22 protein-coding genes are annotated in these 22,337 nt (G+C 37.1%); 7 read left to right on the top strand and 15 right to left on the bottom strand.

What is annotated here, in order from left to right:
• Positions 1 to 37: 37 nt before the first annotated feature.
• From IEX29_RS03355 to IEX29_RS03380, 6 genes are read right to left on the bottom strand one after another with little or no spacing between them, the layout of a single operon-like run.
• Positions 38 to 220: a hypothetical protein gene (locus IEX29_RS03355; protein ID WP_188733109.1), complete on the bottom strand. Its 183-nt coding sequence runs from the start codon at positions 218 to 220 to the stop codon at positions 38 to 40.
• A gap of 11 nt (positions 221 to 231) precedes the next feature.
• Positions 232 to 612 (bottom strand): hypothetical protein, encoded by a 381-nt coding sequence (locus IEX29_RS03360; RefSeq protein WP_188733110.1) that lies wholly within the window; start codon positions 610 to 612, stop codon positions 232 to 234.
• Positions 613 to 619: 7 nt separating this feature from the next.
• Entirely contained in the window at positions 620 to 901 is a 282-nt protein-coding gene (locus IEX29_RS03365) for a hypothetical protein (RefSeq protein ID WP_188733111.1), read from the bottom strand.
• Between the two features lie 35 nt (positions 902 to 936).
• The gene (locus IEX29_RS03370) at positions 937 to 1,929 is read right to left on the bottom strand and encodes a sensor histidine kinase (RefSeq protein ID WP_188733112.1); all 993 of its coding nucleotides are present in this window, start codon (positions 1,927 to 1,929) and stop codon (positions 937 to 939) included.
• Positions 1,930 to 1,986: 57 nt separating this feature from the next.
• Positions 1,987 to 2,424 (bottom strand): GNAT family N-acetyltransferase, encoded by a 438-nt coding sequence (locus tag IEX29_RS03375; protein WP_188733113.1) that lies wholly within the window; start codon positions 2,422 to 2,424, stop codon positions 1,987 to 1,989.
• 24 nt (positions 2,425 to 2,448) lie between these two features.
• Positions 2,449 to 3,147 carry a response regulator transcription factor gene (locus IEX29_RS03380; protein ID WP_188733114.1) on the bottom strand — a complete coding sequence of 233 codons (699 nt, stop codon included), beginning with the start codon at positions 3,145 to 3,147 and terminating at the stop codon, positions 2,449 to 2,451.
• 188 nt (positions 3,148 to 3,335) lie between these two features.
• On the opposite strand from IEX29_RS03380, the gene IEX29_RS03385 reads away from it, so the two are divergent.
• Positions 3,336 to 3,698: a YxeA family protein gene (locus IEX29_RS03385; protein ID WP_188733115.1), complete on the top strand. Its 363-nt coding sequence runs from the start codon at positions 3,336 to 3,338 to the stop codon at positions 3,696 to 3,698.
• A gap of 173 nt (positions 3,699 to 3,871) precedes the next feature.
• On the opposite strand, the gene IEX29_RS03390 is transcribed toward IEX29_RS03385, so the two are convergent.
• From IEX29_RS03390 to IEX29_RS03420, 7 genes are all read right to left on the bottom strand, one after another.
• Positions 3,872 to 5,428, bottom strand: a complete 1,557-nt coding sequence (locus IEX29_RS03390; RefSeq protein ID WP_188733116.1) for a PASTA domain-containing protein — start codon at positions 5,426 to 5,428, stop codon at positions 3,872 to 3,874.
• Positions 5,421 to 6,092, bottom strand: a complete 672-nt coding sequence (locus IEX29_RS03395; protein ID WP_204799020.1) for an ABC transporter ATP-binding protein — start codon at positions 6,090 to 6,092, stop codon at positions 5,421 to 5,423. Before IEX29_RS03395 ends, IEX29_RS03390 begins: the two co-directional genes overlap by 8 nt.
• 15 nt (positions 6,093 to 6,107) lie before the next feature.
• Entirely contained in the window at positions 6,108 to 7,589 is a 1,482-nt protein-coding gene (locus tag IEX29_RS03400) for an ABC transporter permease (RefSeq protein ID WP_188733118.1), read from the bottom strand.
• A 431-nt stretch (positions 7,590 to 8,020) separates the two neighbouring features.
• Positions 8,021 to 10,612 carry an ABC transporter permease gene (locus IEX29_RS03405; protein ID WP_188733119.1) on the bottom strand — a complete coding sequence of 864 codons (2,592 nt, stop codon included), beginning with the start codon at positions 10,610 to 10,612 and terminating at the stop codon, positions 8,021 to 8,023.
• Positions 10,609 to 11,292, bottom strand: coding sequence for an ABC transporter ATP-binding protein (locus IEX29_RS03410; protein WP_188733120.1), 684 nt, complete (start codon positions 11,290 to 11,292; stop codon positions 10,609 to 10,611). Before IEX29_RS03410 ends, IEX29_RS03405 begins: the two co-directional genes overlap by 4 nt.
• A gap of 164 nt (positions 11,293 to 11,456) precedes the next feature.
• Positions 11,457 to 12,458 (bottom strand): sensor histidine kinase, encoded by a 1,002-nt coding sequence (locus tag IEX29_RS03415; RefSeq protein WP_188733121.1) that lies wholly within the window; start codon positions 12,456 to 12,458, stop codon positions 11,457 to 11,459.
• Positions 12,445 to 13,146, bottom strand: a complete 702-nt coding sequence (locus IEX29_RS03420) for a response regulator transcription factor (RefSeq protein WP_188733122.1) — start codon at positions 13,144 to 13,146, stop codon at positions 12,445 to 12,447. The genes IEX29_RS03415 and IEX29_RS03420 overlap by 14 nt, the downstream gene beginning before the upstream one ends.
• Positions 13,147 to 13,421: 275 nt before the next feature.
• On the opposite strand from IEX29_RS03420, the gene IEX29_RS03425 reads away from it, so the two are divergent.
• Together IEX29_RS03425 and IEX29_RS03430 are read left to right on the top strand one after the other, a co-directional pair.
• Positions 13,422 to 14,774 (top strand): MFS transporter, encoded by a 1,353-nt coding sequence (locus tag IEX29_RS03425; protein WP_188733123.1) that lies wholly within the window; start codon positions 13,422 to 13,424, stop codon positions 14,772 to 14,774.
• A gap of 274 nt (positions 14,775 to 15,048) precedes the next feature.
• A complete protein-coding gene (locus tag IEX29_RS03430; RefSeq protein WP_188733124.1) occupies positions 15,049 to 15,693 on the top strand; it encodes an alpha/beta hydrolase in 645 nt (214 codons plus the stop codon).
• A 311-nt stretch (positions 15,694 to 16,004) separates the two neighbouring features.
• Here the strand turns inward: IEX29_RS03430 and IEX29_RS03435 are convergent, their stop codons facing one another.
• Complete coding sequence (locus tag IEX29_RS03435; RefSeq protein WP_188733125.1) at positions 16,005 to 16,937, bottom strand: IS30 family transposase; 933 nt, start codon at positions 16,935 to 16,937, stop codon at positions 16,005 to 16,007.
• A 1,032-nt stretch (positions 16,938 to 17,969) separates the two neighbouring features.
• Between IEX29_RS03435 and IEX29_RS03440 the strand changes: the two genes are divergently transcribed.
• Together IEX29_RS03440 and IEX29_RS03445 are read left to right on the top strand one after the other, a co-directional pair.
• A complete protein-coding gene (locus IEX29_RS03440) occupies positions 17,970 to 18,701 on the top strand; it encodes a hypothetical protein (RefSeq protein WP_188733126.1) in 732 nt (243 codons plus the stop codon).
• A 198-nt stretch (positions 18,702 to 18,899) separates the two neighbouring features.
• Positions 18,900 to 19,460 carry a biotin transporter BioY gene (locus IEX29_RS03445; protein ID WP_188733127.1) on the top strand — a complete coding sequence of 187 codons (561 nt, stop codon included), beginning with the start codon at positions 18,900 to 18,902 and terminating at the stop codon, positions 19,458 to 19,460.
• A gap of 242 nt (positions 19,461 to 19,702) precedes the next feature.
• On the opposite strand, the gene IEX29_RS03450 is transcribed toward IEX29_RS03445, so the two are convergent.
• Positions 19,703 to 20,260, bottom strand: a complete 558-nt coding sequence (locus tag IEX29_RS03450; protein ID WP_188733128.1) for a recombinase family protein — start codon at positions 20,258 to 20,260, stop codon at positions 19,703 to 19,705.
• Positions 20,261 to 20,347: 87 nt separating this feature from the next.
• Here IEX29_RS03450 and IEX29_RS03455 point away from each other — a divergent pair, with 87 nt between their 5' ends.
• Both IEX29_RS03455 and IEX29_RS03460 read left to right on the top strand, forming a co-directional pair.
• Positions 20,348 to 21,784, top strand: a complete 1,437-nt coding sequence (locus IEX29_RS03455) for a SulP family inorganic anion transporter (protein ID WP_188733442.1) — start codon at positions 20,348 to 20,350, stop codon at positions 21,782 to 21,784.
• 14 nt (positions 21,785 to 21,798) lie between these two features.
• The gene (locus IEX29_RS03460) at positions 21,799 to 22,218 is read left to right on the top strand and encodes a universal stress protein (RefSeq protein ID WP_188733129.1); all 420 of its coding nucleotides are present in this window, start codon (positions 21,799 to 21,801) and stop codon (positions 22,216 to 22,218) included.
• The last annotated feature ends 119 nt before the right edge of the window (positions 22,219 to 22,337 follow it).

Here is a 22,337-nt window from a genome sequence, read left to right on the forward strand (position 1 = left end):
AATTTAATAATTTCATATATCTTTAAACCGTTCTTTTCTAATCTTTATCTCTCATTTCTTCAAAGAAGGTTTCCATTCTTTCTTGAGCATTATGATATACTTTATTTTTATCTCTTGGTCCTACAATAATTTGCATCTCTATTAAGTTATTTTTCTTTATTGGACGGTAGATAATTCTTAGGGATATCGCTTTGCTTTTATTAAATTTATTTAAATTCATTTTAATTATATTTAATCCTCTAAATCGATTTTATCTATATTGTCATAAATATATTTATAATCAATTTCATCATCTTCTTTCAGCACATCTGCTAAAGGAATATCCGCTATATCATCTTTACGTTCTTTGGCTATTTCAAGCATATGGCTATCCATCGCTTTTTCATAAATTTCTTCAATTTTTAATAATTTTATATAACGTTCTAAATCAACAAAAACCCCTGCTGCATCTTTATTTTTATGATTTTTTACTACAAAAACTTCGTCTGTTTCTTCACCTGAAAAAGAATTTAATATTTCTGAGAGCTTATTTGTTCTTGTAAGATCTGTAACGTTTAAAACATTTCTTTGAAGAAATTCCAAAGCAGCTAAGTTCCTATTTTTATCCTTCATTAGAACATCACTCACTTTCCGCACTTTCTTTCCAACTATTATACGCAGCAAATTTATTATTTATACTATAATTATACGCTTTAAATGTGTTTAAAACAACACATAATTCTATTGAATAAAATCTTAAACCACTGATTATAAAAGAAAATAATCTTTTTTTATACTCCTCTAAATAGGTGCTTAATTTATCGTCCAGGTTTAATAAACCATCTTTTATGGCTATTGCAATTGCGAGCCCAATGTAAGTAACTCTAGTCGAATACACATTGAACCTTGATTTATAATTCAACTCATTTGCTCCCCACTAAATAGTCCACTGTATATTCATAACTTTTGCGTCTCCGAAAAAATAACCCGAAATGTTGTACCCTCTCCTACTTCTGATTCAAATTCAATGCGATGATGGAGGTGCTCCACTGCCTCTTTTATCAAATATAGACCCATCCCGGTAGATTCCCTGAATTTCCTGCCATTTTCTCCAGTGTAAAATGCATCAAAAATACGTTTTCTATCCTCTTCCGGAATTCCTACTCCAAAATCCTGCACTTCCAAAACGGCTTCTTTTTCTCTTTCATAGATAGAAATAAGAATCGAATTGTTTTTTCCGGCCGAGTACTTTACTGCATTTAAGATAAGCTGGGTTAAAATAAAGAAAAGCCACTTTTCATCTGTCTGCACAGTTAGCCCCGCTGTTCTTTCTTCCACTTTCGGATAAACTTTATTACGTATGTAAAAACGTTTATTTTCTCCGTTCACCTCGTGCACCAATGACTCCAGATGAATCGGTTTGATATGAAAATCCTGCTCAATTGTCCGCAGCCTGGCCATATAAAGAATCGTATTTAATCCTGATTTCATCCGCTCGGTTTCCTCTCTGATACTGGACGAATCCGGCTCGTCCAGACTCTGTGCAGTTAGCTCAATTACAGAGATGGGTGTTTTCATCTGATGCACCCAATGATCCATCAGTTTAAGATGCTCCTCTCTTTCCTTTCCAATCGTATTTATCTGTTGCTGATAATGTTTATACTGGCTCCGCAACAGTTCATTTAAAGCGTCAGAAACCGGGTGCTGGCTGTTCTTCTGCAATGATTCATCCAATGTTTCTAACGGTCTGCTTAATCGCTGATAAAATGCGCGCCGACTGAAATATTGATAAAAAAGATAGCAGCTAAGAAAAAAGAATCCGATAAAAATCGCATATAAAGCCGGGAGCAGATTCCGATAACCGTCGAGCCAATAAATAAGTAAAACAGCTGCAAATTGTAATATGTTAAGAGCAATCAGTAAAGCATGTTCCTTTAAAAATAACTTCATTGCCAATCTCCTTTGAACCATGAGACATCTTTAATCGTAATAAATATCTTTTTCTATTTATACATCACTGCTTAAAAATACAAGTCTCTCAATTTCCTTAAATCCATTTCTTTTATAAAATTCTTCTGCAGGTATTCCTCTGTCGGTTAAAAGAGAAATAGTCGCAACCCCATTTGAACCTATTACTTTCTTCAAATAATCCATGAGCGATTTCCCAACTCCTTTATTCTGCTGATTTGTGTCCACACACATCTCATTAATAAAAAACTCATCGCCGCTCCACCATACCCGCCGTACCCCGAAAATAAATCCGACTATCTCGTTATTTTCAACTGCGGACACACCTAAAAATCCTGGAGTCTGATAAAAATTTGATAAGTATTGTTGCGCAGTTTCTAATGTCCATTCATCATTCCACGGCTCTTCGTTAAAAACAGTTAAAAATAATTTACTGCATATAATCAAATCTTCTTCTTCGACAATTCTAAATTGCATGTTAACACTCCCTTTTTAGTTACATCATTCTTCATTAAGCATACTTTTCAGCCGGTAACCAACACCTCTGACCGTTTCAACACCATCCTTTATCCCGACAGACTGCAGCTTTTTCCTTACTCTTGTTATATTGACGTTTAAGGTATTTTCATCCACATAGGTCTGGTCATCCCATAGCTTTTCTAACAAATCTTCCCTGCCGGCAACACGCGGATAACGGTTCATTAACGTTTCGATAATGTCTGCCTCTTTTTTAGATAGAAATGTATCTTTTCCGGCAAAGGATAATTCCAGACGTTCAGGTAAAAGCTTCAGACCTTCCACCTCCAAATAACGCTCCTTGACATCCTGCGCGTATTCTCCATATGCACGGCGCAGCTGACTCCGTATTTTAGCCATCACAATTTCCGCACTGAACGGTTTCGTTATAAAGTCATCGCCTCCGTTCTCCAGTGCCATTACCTGATCCATCTCTCCGGTCCGGGCTGAAATGAAAATTACTGGACAGGTAGATTCTTTACGGATTTGTCTGCACCAATAAAAACCATCATAGCTTGGTAAATTAATATCTAAAAGCACCAGATCAGGTTTCGACTTTTGAAAAATATCCATAATCCGCTCAAAATCCGTAACAAAAGCTACCTGATAGCCATATTTTTCGATATAATCCTGTAAGTGTTTCGAAATCTTCGGATTGTCTTCTACTATCATAATGGTTTGCATCTATATTCCCCTTTTATACACGCTTTGTTTTTAATAATTATTGCATAGATTGAAATGAACCACAAAAATAGCGTAAGCATTTTCACCTTACAATTATGTAAGGTAACTGTAAGAATAAACGATTTTTACAATTTGTCTCCTTCTTTACAATAAAGTTAAGAATAAAGCGTAAAAAGGAGTGTCATCAAATGAAAAAAGCAGTAAAGATATTCATAGGAATCCTCATTATATTAACAATTACGGCAGTAGCCCTTCAAAAGACAACAGCCGGAATCATTCCATTAACAGACTGGTTATTACAGCATCCTGTAGAAACTTATTACGTAGAAACGTCGGAAGATAATTACGAAAAGCTGTGGACCGGGAAATATAAGTATGTCTTTTTAGGGTATAACGAAGAAGGCGATGAACAGCAAATTACAAAAGTGATGAGTAAAGAGCTGCGGCCGAATGCTTTTTTGCGTATGGACACATCGGGCAGCTATGGAAAGGGCTGGATCGAAGTTATGGAGGAGGATATTCCGGAAGATCCTTTATTGAAACTGAATTAAGAACCACTGCCAATAATCCAGCAGGCAAGTGAGATTAAAATTATTTTGTACAAGGAATGGAGGATAATATCCTTAAAAACAGGAGTACTTCCTTTTCTAAGGAAATACTCCTGTCATATTATCTCTCTGCATAGAAGGTTTCCGAGAGCTTCAGCTTGATGACTGCTTCTCTCTTACTTCTCGTCCAATTCCTGATTTTCATCGTCTTCCAATAAATCTTGGGATTCTTCTGCTCCAGGATCTGGTTCAAGCTCTCCTTGTCCTACATCTTCATCTGCACCAGGCTCCGGATAGATATTTTCCGGCCCCTCATTAAAATCTGGCGGATCAGGCGGTGCAGAAGCATTGTTACTAATTCTGACCTCTACCGTATAAGTCATCGGTACAAATTCATTAAATACACCCATATCCACTACTGTACCCTTTAGTTCCGATGAATCAACGTACTTCACAATATAGTTAATATCAGCACCTTTTGATTTATACTGCTCATAGAACAATCTTGGCAAATCACCTTCTGATTGTCCACGGAAGTCATGTAAATATGGTCTGCCCTGCGAATACGTAACGGTAACACTCTTATCATCTTTGTTTGTCAGCTTCGTATCCGGTTCAACAGATTGTGAAATAAGCGATCCATAGGAAACGTCAGCGTGAAAAGCATGTTTCACCGTCACATTTAAATCCGGATAATTCATGGTTGCTTCTTCTGCAGTTAGCCCAGAAAAGCTAGGAACGATTACAGCTTTACCTGCAGATACAACTACTTCCATCGCATCCCTTTTCGCAATTTTTTCGTCTGCAGCTTCACTTTGGCTGATAATATTTCCTTCTTCAACACTGTCAGAATCTTCCTCTTCATAAGTCATCTCAATTTCATTGGTTTCTGCCCATTTTTCTACTTCTTCTTTGGCAACTCCAGTAAAATCAGGGATGGTAATATTCTTCTCAAAAACCTCTTCCCCTTTTGAGTAATAGACAGCAGCACTATCCTTGCGCTTATATTCTGATTCTGCAATATTGCTATCCTTAATGGAAAACTTAATAAAATCTCCTGCTTCTATATCGTCACTATATTCTGTCACCATCTGCAGATTTTCTGCCTTATTTTCATCAATCCAGGTCTGCGCTTCCTCCTGTGTCATTTCTGAAAAATCAGCAAGTGGAATAATCTCCTCTGGATCAGCGCCTAAACTGCTCGTTAATTGCAGCGTTTTCCCTTTCCTGATTCTGTCACCTTCAGCTACACTTTGGGAAATAACCTGATTGGCATCATATTCCATACTGTACTCCTGCTCTAATTCCACCTCGACATCATTCTCGCCAGCCCAGGCGCGGACTTCCGAAACAGGCTGATCCACAAAATTTTCAACCTTTACATGAACTGCCATATAATAAATGATGAAAATCAATATACAGGCTAAAACAGATCCTGCAATAATCAGCCACATCCGTAGCTTCTTTTTTCTGCCGTAATCTTGGTCAATCTCCACTTCCTCTTCCTCATCCTGCCGACGGCTGCTTCTGGAGGAGGGCGGTGTAGAAACCGGGACGGTCTCACGCTTATGTACTGGTTCTTCCTTTTCCACAGCAGAAGCCTGTTCCTCCTGCTTCTGCTGTGGCGCTTTTTCTTCCTGTTTCTCTGCTTTCTTATCTTCTTTCTGTTCTTCTTTCTCATTCACCAGATCATCATATTTGTCTTTATTAAACTTTGATAAAAAATCACTCATAAGAAGTCAGTACACCCTTCCTCAAACGGAAAGCCTGGTCAGACTGCAGGGCGATTTCATTGGAGTGAGTTACCACGATGACACATTTCCCATGTTCATGTGCCAATTTCTTAAAGATTTCAATGATTTCCTGCTCCATCTCTTCATCAAGATTTCCTGTCGGCTCATCGGCAAGAATTAATTCTACATTGGTTGCCAGAGCGCGGGCAATAGCCACACGCTGCTGTTCTCCTCCGGAAAGCCGGTTAACAAGACGATCTGCTTTGTTTTTTACAATACCGATATAGTCCAGTAAGTTATAAGCAACTGTTTTTGTATCTTCCGGAATTTCGTTTTCTGTAATAGACATCGGAACCAGTACATTTTCAACAGCTGTGAAGGTCGGAACCAGATTATAGCTTTGGAAAATAATTCCGACATTATTACGGCGATACTTTTCGTACCCAATTTTCTTAATATCATCTCCATTAAATAATACCTCTCCGCTATGCGGTGAATCCAAGGCACTGAGTAATGATAACAAGGTGGTTTTCCCTGAGCCGGACTGCCCCAAAATCGTATAAAACTTTCCCTTTTCAAAAGATATTGATGTATCCTTTAATATATAACGGCGCTGTTCGCCATCCTGATAATAATAATTTAAATCCTTCGCTTCTAATATCATCATTTCACCTCTCTATTACATCAGTATTTTCTTTGGATTCAGCCTTACAATATATATAAGCGGAATAATCGTTGAAATTAAGATTGTTACCAGCCCGACTCCATAGAAGCCCAAAACATAACTGGAATTAAGCGTTACTTCATAAGAATCCATAACGTCATCTGCTGTCAAATCCGTACTTATACCTTCATAGTAATATTCTTCAAAGTACTCTTCATTATTATCATCGGCTCTCATTAACGTGTCGGATACCTGTTGCGCGAGAAGATTTCCGCTGAATAGCGATAAGGTAATACCAACGACGGCAACGACCATAACCTCAATCAAAATCTGTCCGACAACCCGGCTTCTCTTCTCTCCCAGAGATAAGTAAATGCCCAGTTCGCGTTTGCGGTCCCGTAGGAACAGTAAAACTACTAAACCAGTAATCAATACTGTTGCAATTACCGCAACAATTAAAACATATTTCGCTAATTTTGACATCGATTCTATCGGCCCTGCAATATTGTCGTATTGGTCACTTGCACTGATCACTGTATAAAGCTCAGGCAGTAATGGCTTTACTTCTTCTGTAAAGGCTTCAATATCTTCCTGATTGTTCAAATAATAGATAGGTGAATAGTATTCAAACGACTCTTCTTCCTCTTCCATCATCTCTGCAAGTTCTTCATCTGCTTTCAAAGACTCTTCCCAATTATATTTTGTTTCATCTATAACAACCTCATTTGGAACATACATCGTGTTATAGTATTCTGTATCTTCCATAAGAACCATCATATCGCTTTCTGAATTTTCCTCTGTCTCTTTTTTAGCTTCCTGAGGTTCAAATAATCCAATTACTTCTAATACGACATCACGGGAGGTTACTAAATCCCCCTCACCGGTATTATAATCATAGGTATAGACATCATTAGCTAATGTAAATGTATCTCCCACATTCAGATTATTTTCCTCTGCCAGCTTTTTGGAAATAACAGCAACAGAACTGCCGCCATCCACCTCTTCTTGTGTAAACACACGGCCATCTACTAATTTACCCTTCTGCTCTTCAAAATCGATCACAGGAGCATAATTAATCCCTTTCAGTGTAAAATCCATACTTGGGCCAAACATCATGTCCTCTTCCATTTCGTCATCCAGGTCTTCATCCTGGTATCTTTCTATGCTCTCTGACCCCAGCCAGAAAGTCATATTATAATCATAATATTTCACATAAGAAAGCTCACCAATTTCTTTAATTAAATCAACACTGATTTCTTCCATCTCTAATGATTCCATCTCTGAATCAGACATTGCATCCCATTCATCATAATCAATATCAATTGTTGCTGCGGTTCCAAGTCTCTCTTTAACAGTGGACTCTACATTTCCAGTTGCCTGCTGAATGGAAATAGCACCTGATATTAAATTCCCTAAAATAAAAATAACTGCTAATAAAATTAAAGACTTTCCTTTTTTTCTTGTAATTCCTAAAAACCCACGCTTGATAAAATTCATTACTGACCCCCTCAACAAAATAATGACAACGACTTCTTTTAAAGGATAAATATTACATGTTTTTCAATGTAACTATCCAAATTCTCTCTCTAATGGAGCCGCTCACCTCATTCTAATTATTCATTTTTGTCACACTGTATTAATACATTAAGACACACATTTAAATGTATTATATTCGTAATATAATAGAAATACAATAGTAATTTAAAAATTATCCAAATTTTTCTTATCTTTAATATAAAAATAAAAAAACTGTATCTATTCTCCCTAAAAAATTCCAGCCATTTAATAGATACAGTTCTCTTATCTTTATATAATTTTTACTTAATTAACCAATCTCAAAAACTTTTTTTCTAATAATTTATGTGCAAATAAACGGGTCAGCAGTAAGCTATCTCAGATAGTCTCATCTAAGATAGCCTCTTATTAATTTAAATATTTTCCTGCCTCAACGTCTCGACAATATTATCCTTCTTCAATTTAGAAGTCGAATAAAGCATGGCAGCTCCGACAATGATAAAGACAGCCAAAATAACAATGCCGATATAAACCCAGGGTATTTGAAAACGATAATCAAAAGCACTCCTTGTTTGTATGTGAATCCCGTACATCACTACAAAACTGATTGGCAGTCCGTAGATCAACGACTTGATTCCATAAAAAACACTTTCAAACCGAATCATTTTACGAAAAGCTTTTGGTGTCATACCAATAGATTTCATTGTCGCAAATTCCCTTTTCCGCAGTGCTACACTCGTTGAAATGGTGTTAAAAATATTGGCAATGGAAATTAAAGTGATTAGCGTGATAAATCCATAAATAAAGACGGATAAGGCTAAAGCCAGTTGTTTATCCTGCTGCTGAAACGCATATATATTACTTATTTCAAAGCTGCTTCCTGATTCAAGCCCTTCAATATCCTCTTCGACCTGATACGGATCATCTGAAGTTAAATATACTTCCCAGCTTCTATCATAACTATCAGGCAAATTTGCCGTCAGTTCATTAAATGTTTGTTCATTAACAATGACAGACAATGTATTAGGAGAAGTATAAAAATTTCCCATTGGAAAATTATCCGTAAGGCCTATCAACTCAAGCTCTTCGGAATCTGATAATTCCCAGTCATCCTTTTCCTCAATATAGTATTCCTGACGAAAAGGCAGTTTATCACCTTCGTGAACATGCAACATCTCCGTTTCCACATATTTATTATCTTGGTCCATATAAGTTACGGTATTAACTAAAACAGCCGGCTGCTGCTTATCAGATGCTGCTGAAATATTATTTTCACGAAGATAATCATCCCAGTCTTCTGACGAGAGGCCTATTAGTTCCAATGTATAGCCCGTTCCCTCTTCATACATCTCTACAGAGTCATCATCCACACCTTCTAACGTATCTCCTGCAATCTCTTCAGGTATAACAGCAGAGAATCTCAAATTCTGATACATGATGCTTTCATTTACATCCTCCATCGTTTCTATTGCAGGGTATACATCAGCCAGATTATTATCATTAGAGTAGTATTCTCGAATGGAAATATCATAATTCTGTTCATCAGACTGTAATTCATATGACTTGGTCAGTGTATTTGTAAAAAAACCGACCGATAAAAACAAGATAATACTGATCATTAAAGAAAATACAGTAACATGATAACGCTTCTTATTTCTTTTTAAATTCTTTAAGGCAATCTCTGCTTCATAGCCAAACAGCTTCTGGACAAAGCGATTTGTTTTGATTTTCTTTTTGGTCAGTTTAACATCCTTTGCCTGACGGATTGCATCTATCGCTGTAATTTTAGATGCCCTGACAGCTGGTATCCATGCAGAAATCATAATAGTCAGTAATGATACAACAACAGCTATAATAAATATCGTTGGAGTTACAACAAGACGAATTTCAGAATTAAAACCTGCGCTTAGCAGTATTTCACTAATAAAATGCAATGTAACACCGATCCCCAGCAATCCTGCCCCAATTCCAACCGGAATACTAATCAGGCCAATAACAAGTCCTTCAAATAAAACAGAATTCCGCTTTTGTCTTTTGGTAGCCCCGACACTGGAAAGCATTCCTAGATAACGGGAACGTTCAGATACAGATATGGCAAAAGCATTATAAATCAACACAATCGATCCAACCATAATAATCACGATGATTACCATAAGCAACCCCGATAATGCAGCCACCATGCCGCTATTTACGGAGATTAAATACGTGTCTAATAACGGCGTATTTGTTCCTGTATTTTCAGCGTTAATACCTAAATCTTCCCGTAATTTTTCTAAATCATCAAATAATGAATGACGCAATTTTTTTACATTAACATATGCAGCATCAATTTCTGACAAGGATAAACCATCTGTATACGACAGTACTGTATATCCTGCCGCCCAGGGAGTATCCCAAAGAGGCGCTTCTATTTCACCAACAATTTTGAAGCTGTGTTTTTCCTGATCTCGTAATTCTTCCTCTATCCCATCCTCACCTTCATAGACGGATTCATCCTGAACTAATGGGCGATTTTCCTCCTCATTCAGCGCATACCTCTCACCAATATCCAGCTCAATGGTATCTCCGATCTGATATGGGAAGTCACCTCCCTTTAATTCTTCAGAAATAGCAACCTCATTTTCATTTGTTGGAAGCTTTCCCTCTTTCAGCTTCACCTGCATTTGCTTCATTGCTGTCTCATCCATCGCCCGGACATAGAGGTATCTTTTCGCTAATTGGTCATTTAAAGGAGCGAAGCCCAATTCATCTACAATTCCGATAGTGTCTGTATTATCGTCTGCTTGAATGGCCTTTATTTGTTCTCTATCCACATCCTGTACTGCATAATGCCAATCACCACTAAAGGCAATGGCATCCCGCTTCTGCATATCGATAAAAGAGACCCCTAAAGACGCAACTGCCGTAATCATCGCAACAGAAATAATAACGCCAAAAATGGTAACGAGCGTCCTGCGTTTATTCTGCTTAAGATGTCGCAGTGTTACTTTGTTGACAATATTCATGGACGGATCACCTCGTCCTTGGCAATCGATCCGTCCTCTACCTGAATGACACGATCCGCTTGTAAAGCAATACGTTCATCGTGTGTAATAACCACCAATGTCTGATTGTATGTTTTATTAAACAGCTTTAACAGATCAATGATTTCCTTACTGTTTTTGCTGTCCAGATTTCCTGTCGGTTCATCAGCAAGAATAATAGATGGATTGCTGATCAGCGCTCTGCCAATGGAAACCCGCTGCTGCTGCCCGCCGGATAATTGATTCGGCAAATATTCCAGACGCTTTTGCAAGCCCAATATCTCCACTATTTCCTTGAAATGCTTCTGGTCTACTTTATGAGCATCTAATAGCATCGGCAGGGTAATATTCTCTTCCACCGTTAAAATTGGCAGGAGATTATAAAATTGATAAATCAAGCCGATTTGTCTTCTTCGGAAGATAGCCAGCTGCGTTTCATTTAACCCGTAAATATCAGTCTTCTCGATAAACACCTTTCCATCCGTCGGCTTATCAACTCCTCCCAGCAAATGAAGCAGGGTCGATTTTCCAGAACCAGATGGTCCAATAATTGCTACAAACTCTCCCTGATCCACAGAAAAAGATACATTATCCAATGCCTTAACTGCTGTGTCACCTTTTCCGTACACCTTAGACAAATTTTCAATCCGCATTAATTCCATTCCGTTTCCTCCTTGTTACCTTCTATTACTTTCTACTTTACTTGTCTAAAATGACGGAACAGTGACAATGATGGTGACAATATTGTCACTTTATTTTAAAAAGCATTTTCCAAAAGCTGCTAAATCTCTTCCACTCAACATTTCTAAACTTTTTGAACCATCTTTTAAACGACCTGCTTATAAAATTTTAAGATAAAGACGGTTCCTTCTCCAGGCTTACTAAGGACTTCAATATCTCCCTGCTGGTTAGTAACAATGGAATAAGCCATAGCCAGTCCAATACCAACACTTCCGTCTGCTGCATGGCTTCCTTTATAAAAACGTTTGAATATATGCGGAAGCTCTGTTTTCTCAATTCCTTTCCCATTATCCTTAATCCTTATTTCCGTAAAAATAGCATTCTCTTCATAAGAAATTGTGATTTTACCGCCATTTGGTGTATGTTCAACCGCATTTTTTAAAATATTGATACAAGCTTCCTTTGTCCAATTTTTATCCCCGATAAAAGCTACTCCGGGTATTTCTTCTATCTCCAACGCTATCTCCTTCAGCTCAAGAGGTATTTCCATTGGTGCAGCAGCTTCTTTTACGAGCTGGGACACTTCCACTTTTTCCTTGCTGAATAAAACCGTCCCGGCATCCATTTTGGAAAGCTTTAATAAGGAAGAAACAAGCCATTCCATCCGCTCCAATTGCTTACGGATATGGTGTGTAAATTCCTGTCGTTTTTGCTCGTCCAGATTTGGTTCACTTAATAAATCAGCCATCACTGTCATCGAGGTGAGCGGTGTTTTTATTTGATGGGAAATATCCGAAATCGCATCCGTCAGCTTTTCTTTATCCTTCTGCAACCCTTCCTGCTGCTCAGATAACATCCTTGTCATTTTATAGATTTCATTTTTTAATATACTAAGGTCGCCCTCTCTATTATCGCGGACGTCCAGTGAAGTATCCCCTGCCATGATTTTCCGTAAATAACTGGACAGCTGAATCATTTTCCGGTAGCGCCAGAACATCCATACAATATAGCAAATGGCCAAGCTGCCGCCGATAACAGCTATAAATACCGCTGTTACTGGTGAATACATAAAACCAGATAGAATACCAATTCCTAGAATCAATATAGTTGAAGTGAGAAAGACACTTATTTCCTTATTTCTTAACATCTTCTGCTGCCATCCTGTATCCCAGTCCCCTGACTGTTTCTATTAATACCGGCTTCTGTGGATTATCCTCTATTTTCTTCCGGAGCCGTTTAATATAGACTGTGAGCGTATTGTCATTAACAAACTCGCCAGCCACATCCCATATCATTTCTAAAAGCTGCTCCCGCGTTAGAATCTGCCCGCGATGATTGAGAAAAATCATTAACAGCCGATATTCCAGTGCTGTTAATGCAAGTTCAGCGTTCACCTTATATACTTTTCCTTCTAACGGCAAAACTACTAATGACCCGATTTGAATAGAATCTTTTTCCTGTGTATCATTCTTTTGGTACCGTCTGAGCACGGTTTTAATCCGGGAGATTAACTCACGGATACGAAATGGCTTGGTAATATAATCATCTGCCCCCATATCCAATCCCATCACCACATTCACCTCATCATCCGCAACGGTGAGAAAAATAACCGGGACATCTGCATTTTCTTTCACGCACCGGCATAAATCATAGCCGCTTCCATCAGGCAGTGATAAGTCAAACAAGCATAAGGAAATGCTGTTTATCTCTGTTTTAATGATTTGTTCTGCTTCCTGCGCATGATGGCTGACAATAACATCATAGCCTTCTTGATTTAAAGAATACTCTAAGCCCGAAGCAATCGTTTTATCGTCCTCGACAATGAGCAATTTCATAGCTGTCCCTCCATTCCCCAGTTTACTGCTTATTAACTGATATCTAACAGCCATTATACAAATGAATTAAAAAAATTTATAGGATAAAAATGTCTTTTACACTTTTCTTCTAAAATTTTCAGCAAATTATTCTCCCTTAAAAAGAATCTGCCCTATGCCCAGCAAAGAGTTATTCTTGTTTGCCTTAATAAACAAATAACTTTTTATTTTTTCCGAATTCACCTATGATAGAGATATTATTTAAATTTGACTACATACTATTTTAGGTGATTAGAATGACTGAAAAAATACGTAAGCCCTGGTTATTTATTTTAACTATCGGGCTTGGAACATTGCTTAACCCGCTGAATTCTTCAATGATTTCAGTGGCACTAACAAGAATGCAGCATGAATTCTCATTAACATTTGCTGATGCCAGCTGGCTTATTTCTATATTCTATCTGGCAAGTGCGGCCGGTCAGCCTGTAATGGGAAAATTAAGTGATATGTTCGGACCGAAAAAATTATTTATAGCAGGATTAATTCTTGTGGCAGCTGCTTCCCTGCTGGCACCGTTTTCGCCGAATTTCCTTTCTCTTTTAGCCTGTCGTGCGCTGCAGGCAATTGGAAGTTCAACATTATTCCCAAGCGGGATGAGTATGGTCAGGACACATATTACCAAAGGACAGGGAAAGGCATTGGCAGTATTGTCTGTTTTTGCTTCCACCTCAGCTGCTTTCGGGCCTTCTATTGGCGGTTTTCTGATTGCATCATGGGATTGGCATTCCATTTTCCTTATTAACTTCCCATTTATTATATTGTCCTTTGTATTAGCTTTATTTGTTTTGCCAAATACAGGACAGGGAAAATTTGAGATAAAACGAATCGATTTTATTGGAATTGGCCTATTTATTACAGCAATCGTAGGTCTCATATTATTTTTGCTGTCACTGGATCAGAATATCCGTTGGTGGGCATTATTGATGTTTTTAACTGCGGGAACCGTTTTTTATCTCTATGAAATAAAACAGGCGGAGCCTTTTATTGATATGAAAGGTTTGACGAAAAACCATACAGTTTCATTGATTTATGTGCAATTTATGAGTATTAACCTGATTTATTATTGCTTCTTTTTTGGATTTCCGACGTTTCTGCAGCAGGTTCGTAACTATAGTGAACAGCATACCGGCTTGATTATGTTAGCATTGGCAGGCTTCGGTGTGATTGTTTCTCCACTTGCAGGCCGTATCATTGATAAACATGGCTCCAAGCTGCCAATGGTTATCGGTGCAGCACTGCTCTTAGTTGGTACAGGCCTCTTGTTAACATACCATGAAACATCGCCATTGTTATGGCTGCTCATCATTATGGCCGTTCTTGGAATGAGTAATGGCTTCAATAATATTTCTATGCAAACCGCACTTTATGAGCATGTGAAGCCGGAGGAAACAGGTTCAGCGTCCGGTCTATTTCAGACAAGCAGGTATTTGGGATCGATTTTATCTTCCAGTTTACTTGGACTGACATTTAACCGTCATTTAGATGATCAGCATTTGCATCTGGTCGCGATTATTTGTTTTGTTTTCTGTGTCATTGTACTTGCTTTGGCATTAAAGCTTCCTGGTAAATTGAAGGTGAGAAGCAACTGATTTCCTGCTTATGTGACAAACATAAGTGATTCCTGAATGTCGGAGATAAAACAAAGCTTCATTCAGTGGGAGTTTCAGCTATTTTCTCAGTGAATGAAGCCATGATTGCGATTATTCGTTCCACAAAAAAGTACCCGGGTTGCGATGACTCCTCCATTAAAGCTGTTGCTGGTCAAGGGTGTTGCCTTAATGGATTTTTATCATACTAAAAATAAAATTCTTTTTGTTTTAAGGGGCTATATGATGTTCTTATAGAAAATGGGAGGATTGCTTTATGAAAGTAAGTAAAAAAGAGATTCAAACCAGTAATAATATGATACATTACACACACATTGAAACAGGCTCCAGCACTATTTGTTTCATGTTCTCCGGGTCAGGTTATAATTATGATAAGCCTTTATTTTACTACGCCACCATGACAATGCTGCAAAATAACATGGATATTATTCATGTTCATTATGCTTATGGAAATGATTTATTAAAAAAGCCGCTTACAGAAATAACTGAAATCATGATGGCAGATATTCAGCCCGTTATTTCTGATGCCTTAAAAAATAATCAGTATACAGAAACAATCTTTTTAGGTAAATCACTTGGAACCATTCCAATTGCTAATAACCTAATGAAGAGGGAGGAATTCTTAACATCAAAAATGGTATTGCTCACTCCCCTGCTAAAATATGATGCAATTTTTGATTCTATCTTAAATAGTCAACATCAAGGTCTTCTGATTATCGGTGATAAAGATCATCACTATAATCCGATACAAATTAGCCAGTTAACAAAAACAAACCTCGAGCTTGACGTTGTACAGAATGCAAATCATTCTTTAGATATTGACACGTTTGATGCGAGTCACTCCATCACAGCATTATCAAAGGTAATAGAAAAACTTCAAGAAACTATTTGCTGTAAGTAGCAAAATATTATTACTGTATGTAATAAATTTTAAAATATAGGAGAGAAATAATTTCATGAGGCTGGGACAAAACCCAGTAAAAACAGAAAAAGTGACTTTCTACTAAGATTAAGTAGGAAGTCACTTTTTTAATTGGATGAAAAAATGTACAAAAAAGGATACCTTTTGATAAAGTTAAAGTACCACTACAAAAACAGATTCGAGGTATACTTTTAAATATTATAACGTAAATCAAGTCGTTTTGTCATTAGATTTCGAGATGAAATTACAAGAAAATGATATACCTAAATTGCAATAGTAAATGCAACATTTTATCTGAATCCACTATATAGGGCTGGAATGGCATTTCTTGATAAATCTTCTGATGATCCCGTTATATCGCTCATTTGTCCCTCTTTCCCAAGAGGAATATGGGGGGCAAAATACGTATCTATTTTGTTTTCTTTTCCCCATTCAGCCAGCTCACTGAATTCGGATCCATTGTCTGCTGTAATGCTTTTGAATGTAGCTCGAAGCTCTGGAGCGTCTTCGAATAAGTTATCTAAAGCTTTTATTACTTCTGGTGCTTGTTTTCCTTTTATTTTCCTAATGATTTCATGACGTGTTGCCCGTTCTGTCAACGTGAGCAGCACCTCATCTTTGGACCGCTGACCAACAACTGTATCAATCTCCCAATGGCCTATCTCTTCTCTTGTATCAACGGATTCTGGACGCTCATCAATGCTTTTTCCGAGCAGCTTTTTATGTTTTCGATTCGTTTTCTTTTTGGTGGAACGACGAAGCTTTAGCTCTAAGTCGATATTTCTAACCTTAAGTAATCCGGCATCAATCCAGTTATATACGGTCTTTGTAGACAGGATGTAATCAAATAAGTCATGTACTTTGGCATAGCCTGTCACAAAGTCAGGGGACAATTTCTTTTTCAGTATTTTTTCTTCGGCATAACGAATGAATGCAGCAGCTTTCTCAATCTTTGGCTCCGAAATACACTTTTTCCTGTTCGTTACATAAACATGTAAACCTGTGTCTGGAAAGTATTTTGTGTACGTTTTACGATTGGTATCCATTTGTTGCGTGGTACCTCGCTGTTTTTCCCGAGAGATGGTGCTTGCATTTCGTCCTATTCTTCTCGCTATTTCTCTTATCGACAGTCCTTCTTCCAGATAAGCAGCAATCTGTCCTCTTTCTATTTCCGTTAAATGTGTAAATGTACGAGTTTTCGTGCTAGAATGTACTTGGGTCATCGTGAATTTCCTCCGTATTGTTTTGTGTTTTGGTCGACTTTAACTATACGTGGTTTCACGATGACTTTCTATTTTTTTTACTGTTGCATTTCATTTTACAATGAAGCTTAATTAAAAAAAATGTCAACTAGAGCTAAAAATATTGCATCCTTACGAAAAGCTTCAAACTGTTGTGGCTAAAGGTGTCAAGGTACTTTTGGAACTGTTTCCTAATGTTTTTCTCCCCCCCTGTTAGAAGCGAGGTATTAATACTGGGCAGGGCAAATCCTGCCCGACAAAGATGGAACTTGCGGTTTGGGACCGTAAAACCCGTCTTTGTCGTCTGCTTTTTGATGTCCTTTTATATTCCAGTATAAAAATAGACACCTCTATATGAAGTGTCTATCTATTGCATATCCATTTTTCTAATGGAATTATCTTTTATTGTTCTTCCCTCTTCTAGGATATTTCGTCGTATCAAGACTCATCCAAACGTAGTAATTTAATCTGATTTTTACACTTTTTTTAATATAAATAGAGCAATTATGAAATTCATTCACTTATAAATGATTTAAAAAAAGATGGATTTCACATCGAAACCCGATATGAAATCCATCTTTTCATTATTTTGGCTAGTTATGTCCCAGCCTCTTTTAAATTTCTTGTACAGTTCCTTAAAAAATTCCAGAAAAGTAAAACTTATGTTTTACCAATTAGATTACAGGGTACTTATATACTATAACACTATATCTAGTATCTTTTCTTAACAATCAGTATTAAAACAAAATACAGCAATATATTTATTAATACACTAAACAACAGAAAAGAAGAATCAGTTAAAAACACCGGAAAAAGAAAACCTAAAATAATTACAAGTATCAACCCTGCTAACACTTTTTTGGAATAATAATATACTAAATATCCAACTAACAAAGCCACAATAATAGATAAAACACGAAAAAGTAACATAATACCCCGCTCCTTTCTTATCAAATTATACTAGATATCTTGTTATAGTGAAAACTATAATAATTTATAGGAGGTTAAAGCGGTATGAAAAAGTATTTTTTATCAATCGCAACACTATTTCTTCTGTCACTAGTAATTGGTGGTGCTAACGTTATTGCTGACAACTCAGATGACATCGATTACGACCAAATCAAGGAACAAATGAGACAAGACGGCTCTTCAGAACGTGATATTGAAAACGTCATCAAAAAATTAAAAGACGGTGAAACACTAGATTCCCAAAAACTAGAAAATGAAAACAAAGCATTTATCTCAAATGAACAAATTGAAGAACAAATGAAAGAATTTAATGCGACAGAAGAAGGAATTCAAGACCAAATAATTCGTTATGATGATGGGTCATACAGCAAAGTAGAATTAGAAGTATTAGATATTGAAAAAGATGAAATTGTCACACAAGATGCTAACGGTCAATTTATGACTATAAGAGCTAAAGGAGATGACATACTAACACAAGCTGAATACACCGCTAGGCTTTATATTGATACCCATACAGGTGGAAGCAACTATATAGATAGTGTTTCCAACTATTCTATAAGAGTAAATATTGGTAACTATGAAGATCCAAATTTATTAATTTCCAGGAAAACAGAACACCGTAGTGAAGGAATATCAGCAAAATCATATTTAACATTTAAAAGAGTAGCTCCAGCCTCAGCTGTAACCTATTATTTAAGAGTGCACACAGGTGAATCAATAGGTGATCAATACGGTATTTGGGTAGACTTCAATGGTAAAGGTGGAAGCTACGAATAAAAATTTGAGAGTATAATTATCAATAAATGAGCTGTCGCAAAATGCATAACATGCATTTGATGACAGCTCATTTATTTGATTAATGTAACAATGCTTCAACAAATTAAGCTTATATTGTCACCCTTTAAAATAACAGGTTGACAATGTAGATTTATTCACTTATTCTATTAATATTACATAAAGAAAGAGGAAATTACATTGAAACTAAGAGATATGATGTTTATATCACTATTCGCAGCAATTATGGGTGTTTTAGCTATTTTCCCTCCTATTCCGGTTCCCTTTATTCCGGTACCAATCGTAGCACAGACAATTGGCATCATGCTTGCCGGCGGTATATTAGGAGCAAAGCGGGGCGGACTCAGTATATTACTTTTCGTTTTTCTCGTTGCGGTGGGTGCACCATTATTAACTGGCGGACGCGGCGGCTTAGGTGTGCTTATTGGACCAACAGGAGGATATATTCTATCCTATCCGATTGCAGCGTGGCTTATTGGTTATTTAACAGAAAAAAGTATCCGCAGCCTGACCTATTGGAAGCTCGTATTGATCACAACCCTAGGCGGAGTCATCGTCGTTAATATTATTGGCGTTACCTATTTATCTATTTTATCTAACCTTCCTTGGGGACCGACTGCCATTTCAGCATTGGTTTTTTTGCCGGGAGATGTTTTAAAAGCTCTTATAGCAAGTGCTGTGATTATAAAATTGAATCGGGTTTATCCGTTGATTGACAGCAGAAAGCGAAATACATATTAAGTTGGTTAATCTGATAACGGGAATTACTTTCATGAATAGAGAGTAATCTTGAGAGAATATTTTATCGTGAATCAGGAAAAATGTTTTATCTGATTTAACTTCTATTTAGTCAGCTGTTTCAATCTGTATAGAACCCCTTTCTAACGGACCGTTTTGACTCCTGAAAGAAAAGTGGAAAGCGTCTCTCATTTCAGCCAATTCCCCTGGCTATTGGGTCATTCTTTTTTTAATAGATAATAACTTTAAACATCATCTTCCCCATCAAATGATTCCAGATAACGATATAATGTAGACTTACTTATTCCGGTTTCATTTTTAATATCGAATAATTTAAAGCCCTCCTGATACATTGCAATCGCCTTTTTAATATTTTCATCCGCTTTTTTAGGACGGCCAATAGATTTGCCCTGCTGTTTCGCTTTATACATCCCTTGTGTGGTAGATTGTTTGATATTATCTGATTGGAATTGAAGCATATACATCATCATATCCTGCAAATAAATGTTCAACAGTGTATCGCTTTGAATATCCTCATTCAGAAAATGAATTTTCACATTATCTTTTTCACACACTTTTAATATTTCCATCAGGTGGTGAAATGTGTCAGCCAGAGCAATCATTTTCTCCACCAAAATAGAATCCCCTGGTTGTATTTCCATTAAAAGCTCCTCCAGCTGATCCCGCTTTTTAGGATTTCCATGTTCCTCCTGATAAATCCGGTCACATTTATTTCCGAGAGAATGCAGTTGATTTTTAGATTGTTTATCATTATATAACGGTCTTGTATAGCCATATATCATATTATCCACTCCTATTATATTCCCTAAAGGGTTCCTTTTTAGGAAAACTAGTGCTACAATGTGAAAAGAAATTTAGAAAAGGAGTTTATCATGCAAAATTTAAAACAACAGTGGTTCAGTAATATCCGGGCTGACATCTTATCGGGTATTGTCGTTGCGCTCGCTCTTATACCTGAAGCAATAGCTTTCTCTATTATAGCAGGTGTCGATCCAATGGTCGGATTATACACCTCTTTTATTATTGCTGTTGTCATTTCTTTTGCCGGCGGCCGGCCGGGAATGATTTCTGCAGCCACTGGAGCGATGGCTTTACTTATGGTCCCTCTGGTCAAGGATTATGGACTTGATTATCTATTGGCAGCAACCATTTTAACAGGTATTATTCAGCTTATATTTGGTATATGCAAGGTTGCCAAAGTCATGAAATTTGTTCCAAATGCCGTTATGATTGGCTTTGTCAATGCATTAGCTATATTGATTTTCACTGCACAGCTGGAGCATTTCATCGGTATATCAACAATGACCTATGTATTTGTTGGCATAACTTTAATTCTATTATATACCTTACCACGTTTCATCAAGGTGATTCCAGCTCCATTGATTGCCATTGTAGCATTAACATCCATTGCAATATTCAGCGGGGTAAATCTTAAAACCGTGGGAGATCTTGGAACAATTACCCAAACCTTCCCGTCCTTTTTTATTCCGGATGTACCATGGTCATTTGAAACGTTACAAATTATTCTTCCATACTCCTTATCAATGGCTATTGTAGGGCTGCTGGAAACATTACTGACCTCCCAAATTGTGGATGATATGACCGGAACAGAAAGTAATAAAAACGGAGAAGCCCGCGGCCAGGGAATTGCCAATTTTATTACCGGTTTCTTTGGCGGAATGGCAGGCTGTGCAATGATTGGCCAGTCAGTTATTAATGTGAAATCCGGTGGCCGGGGCCGTTTATCTACTTTTATTGCTGGTATCTTTTTAATGTTCCTTATTATTGTACTAGGTGATCTGGTTGTTCAAATTCCAATGCCCGTTTTAGTAGGCATTATGATTATGGTAAGTATTGGAACATTTGATTGGAGCTCCTTTAAATATTTAATGAAGGCTCCCCGGACAGATGCACTGGTTATGCTGGCTACTGTGGTGATTGTCGTTTATACACATGACTTATCAAAAGGTGTTCTTGCCGGAGTATTATTAAGCGCCATATTCTTTGTTATAAAAATTTCCACAGTGAAAATTTCAAACAAGGGCAATCGCTACAGTATCCATGGACAGCTCTTTTTCGCCTCCATTGATGGATTTGTTAATTACTTTAAAAAAGCTGATATACAGAGTGAGAAAATACAGATTGATTTCTCTGGCAGCCGCATTTGGGATGATTCCGGTGTTGGAGCTGTTTTAAAAGTAGTGGAACTTTTAAAAACAAAAGGGATTCAAGTTGAACTTATTGAGCTGGATACATCAAGTAAGAAAATAATGGATAAATTGAATGGTGTTTTATCATCACATTAAAGGAGAGATATCTCATGTATAAACATATTTTACTTGCTTCGGACGGTTCAGAAAATGCAGTACGCGCAGCTAAAGAAGCGGTTAAGCTTGCTTCCTATGATAAAGAATCTATTATTGATGTCATCTATGTTATCGATTATGAAAAATCAAAAACGGATGTTCTGCACGCTAATTCCAGCGAAGCAATCGATGTGGAACGCCGCAAAAAGAATTCAAAGGTCATCCAATTTCTGCAGGAGGAAAACGCAAATTTTAAAACTACTATTCTACGTGGAAAACCTGGTCCGGAAATCGTCAGATATGCCAATGATCAGGAAGTAGATATTATTGTTATTGGCAGCCGCGGTTTAAACACACTGCAGGAAATGGTATTGGGCAGTGTAAGTCACAAAGTAATGAAGCGTGCGCATTGTCCAGCACTTATCGTGAAATAATTGTATTGCATATTACTAAAAACAAAGACATTAAATCTGGGATATCCCTAATTTAATGTCCTTGTTTTTATTTCCACAGATTCCCTGCTGTATCCACAAAGAGCTTAAAACTGACAAAT

It is taken from the genome of Oceanobacillus neutriphilus, from assembly GCF_014645515.1.
Taxonomy (GTDB): Bacteria; Bacillota; Bacilli; order Bacillales; family Amphibacillaceae; genus Oceanobacillus; species Oceanobacillus neutriphilus.

What these genes read in the sequence shown, in the direction of transcription:
- IEX29_RS03355 (WP_188733109.1), bottom strand. Translation starts at nt 220, where the DNA reads ATGAATTTAAATAAATTTAATAAAAGCAAAGCGATATCCCTAAGAATT.
- IEX29_RS03360 (WP_188733110.1), bottom strand. Translation starts at nt 612, where the DNA reads ATGAAGGATAAAAATAGGAACTTAGCTGCTTTGGAATTTCTTCAAAGA.
- IEX29_RS03370 (WP_188733112.1), bottom strand. Translation starts at nt 1,929, where the DNA reads ATGAAGTTATTTTTAAAGGAACATGCTTTACTGATTGCTCTTAACATA.
- IEX29_RS03375 (WP_188733113.1), bottom strand. Translation starts at nt 2,424, where the DNA reads ATGCAATTTAGAATTGTCGAAGAAGAAGATTTGATTATATGCAGTAAA.
- IEX29_RS03380 (WP_188733114.1), bottom strand. Translation starts at nt 3,147, where the DNA reads ATGCAAACCATTATGATAGTAGAAGACAATCCGAAGATTTCGAAACAC.
- IEX29_RS03385 (WP_188733115.1), top strand. Translation starts at nt 3,336, where the DNA reads ATGAAAAAAGCAGTAAAGATATTCATAGGAATCCTCATTATATTAACA.
- IEX29_RS03390 (WP_188733116.1), bottom strand. Translation starts at nt 5,428, where the DNA reads ATGAGTGATTTTTTATCAAAGTTTAATAAAGACAAATATGATGATCTG.
- IEX29_RS03395 (WP_204799020.1), bottom strand. Translation starts at nt 6,092, where the DNA reads ATGATATTAGAAGCGAAGGATTTAAATTATTATTATCAGGATGGCGAA.
- IEX29_RS03400 (WP_188733118.1), bottom strand. Translation starts at nt 7,589, where the DNA reads ATGAATTTTATCAAGCGTGGGTTTTTAGGAATTACAAGAAAAAAAGGA.
- IEX29_RS03405 (WP_188733119.1), bottom strand. Translation starts at nt 10,612, where the DNA reads ATGAATATTGTCAACAAAGTAACACTGCGACATCTTAAGCAGAATAAA.
- IEX29_RS03410 (WP_188733120.1), bottom strand. Translation starts at nt 11,292, where the DNA reads ATGGAATTAATGCGGATTGAAAATTTGTCTAAGGTGTACGGAAAAGGT.
- IEX29_RS03415 (WP_188733121.1), bottom strand. Translation starts at nt 12,458, where the DNA reads ATGTTAAGAAATAAGGAAATAAGTGTCTTTCTCACTTCAACTATATTG.
- IEX29_RS03420 (WP_188733122.1), bottom strand. Translation starts at nt 13,146, where the DNA reads ATGAAATTGCTCATTGTCGAGGACGATAAAACGATTGCTTCGGGCTTA.
- IEX29_RS03425 (WP_188733123.1), top strand. Translation starts at nt 13,422, where the DNA reads ATGACTGAAAAAATACGTAAGCCCTGGTTATTTATTTTAACTATCGGG.
- IEX29_RS03430 (WP_188733124.1), top strand. Translation starts at nt 15,049, where the DNA reads ATGAAAGTAAGTAAAAAAGAGATTCAAACCAGTAATAATATGATACAT.
- IEX29_RS03435 (WP_188733125.1), bottom strand. Translation starts at nt 16,937, where the DNA reads ATGACCCAAGTACATTCTAGCACGAAAACTCGTACATTTACACATTTA.
- IEX29_RS03440 (WP_188733126.1), top strand. Translation starts at nt 17,970, where the DNA reads ATGAAAAAGTATTTTTTATCAATCGCAACACTATTTCTTCTGTCACTA.
- IEX29_RS03450 (WP_188733128.1), bottom strand. Translation starts at nt 20,260, where the DNA reads ATGATATATGGCTATACAAGACCGTTATATAATGATAAACAATCTAAA.
- IEX29_RS03460 (WP_188733129.1), top strand. Translation starts at nt 21,799, where the DNA reads ATGTATAAACATATTTTACTTGCTTCGGACGGTTCAGAAAATGCAGTA.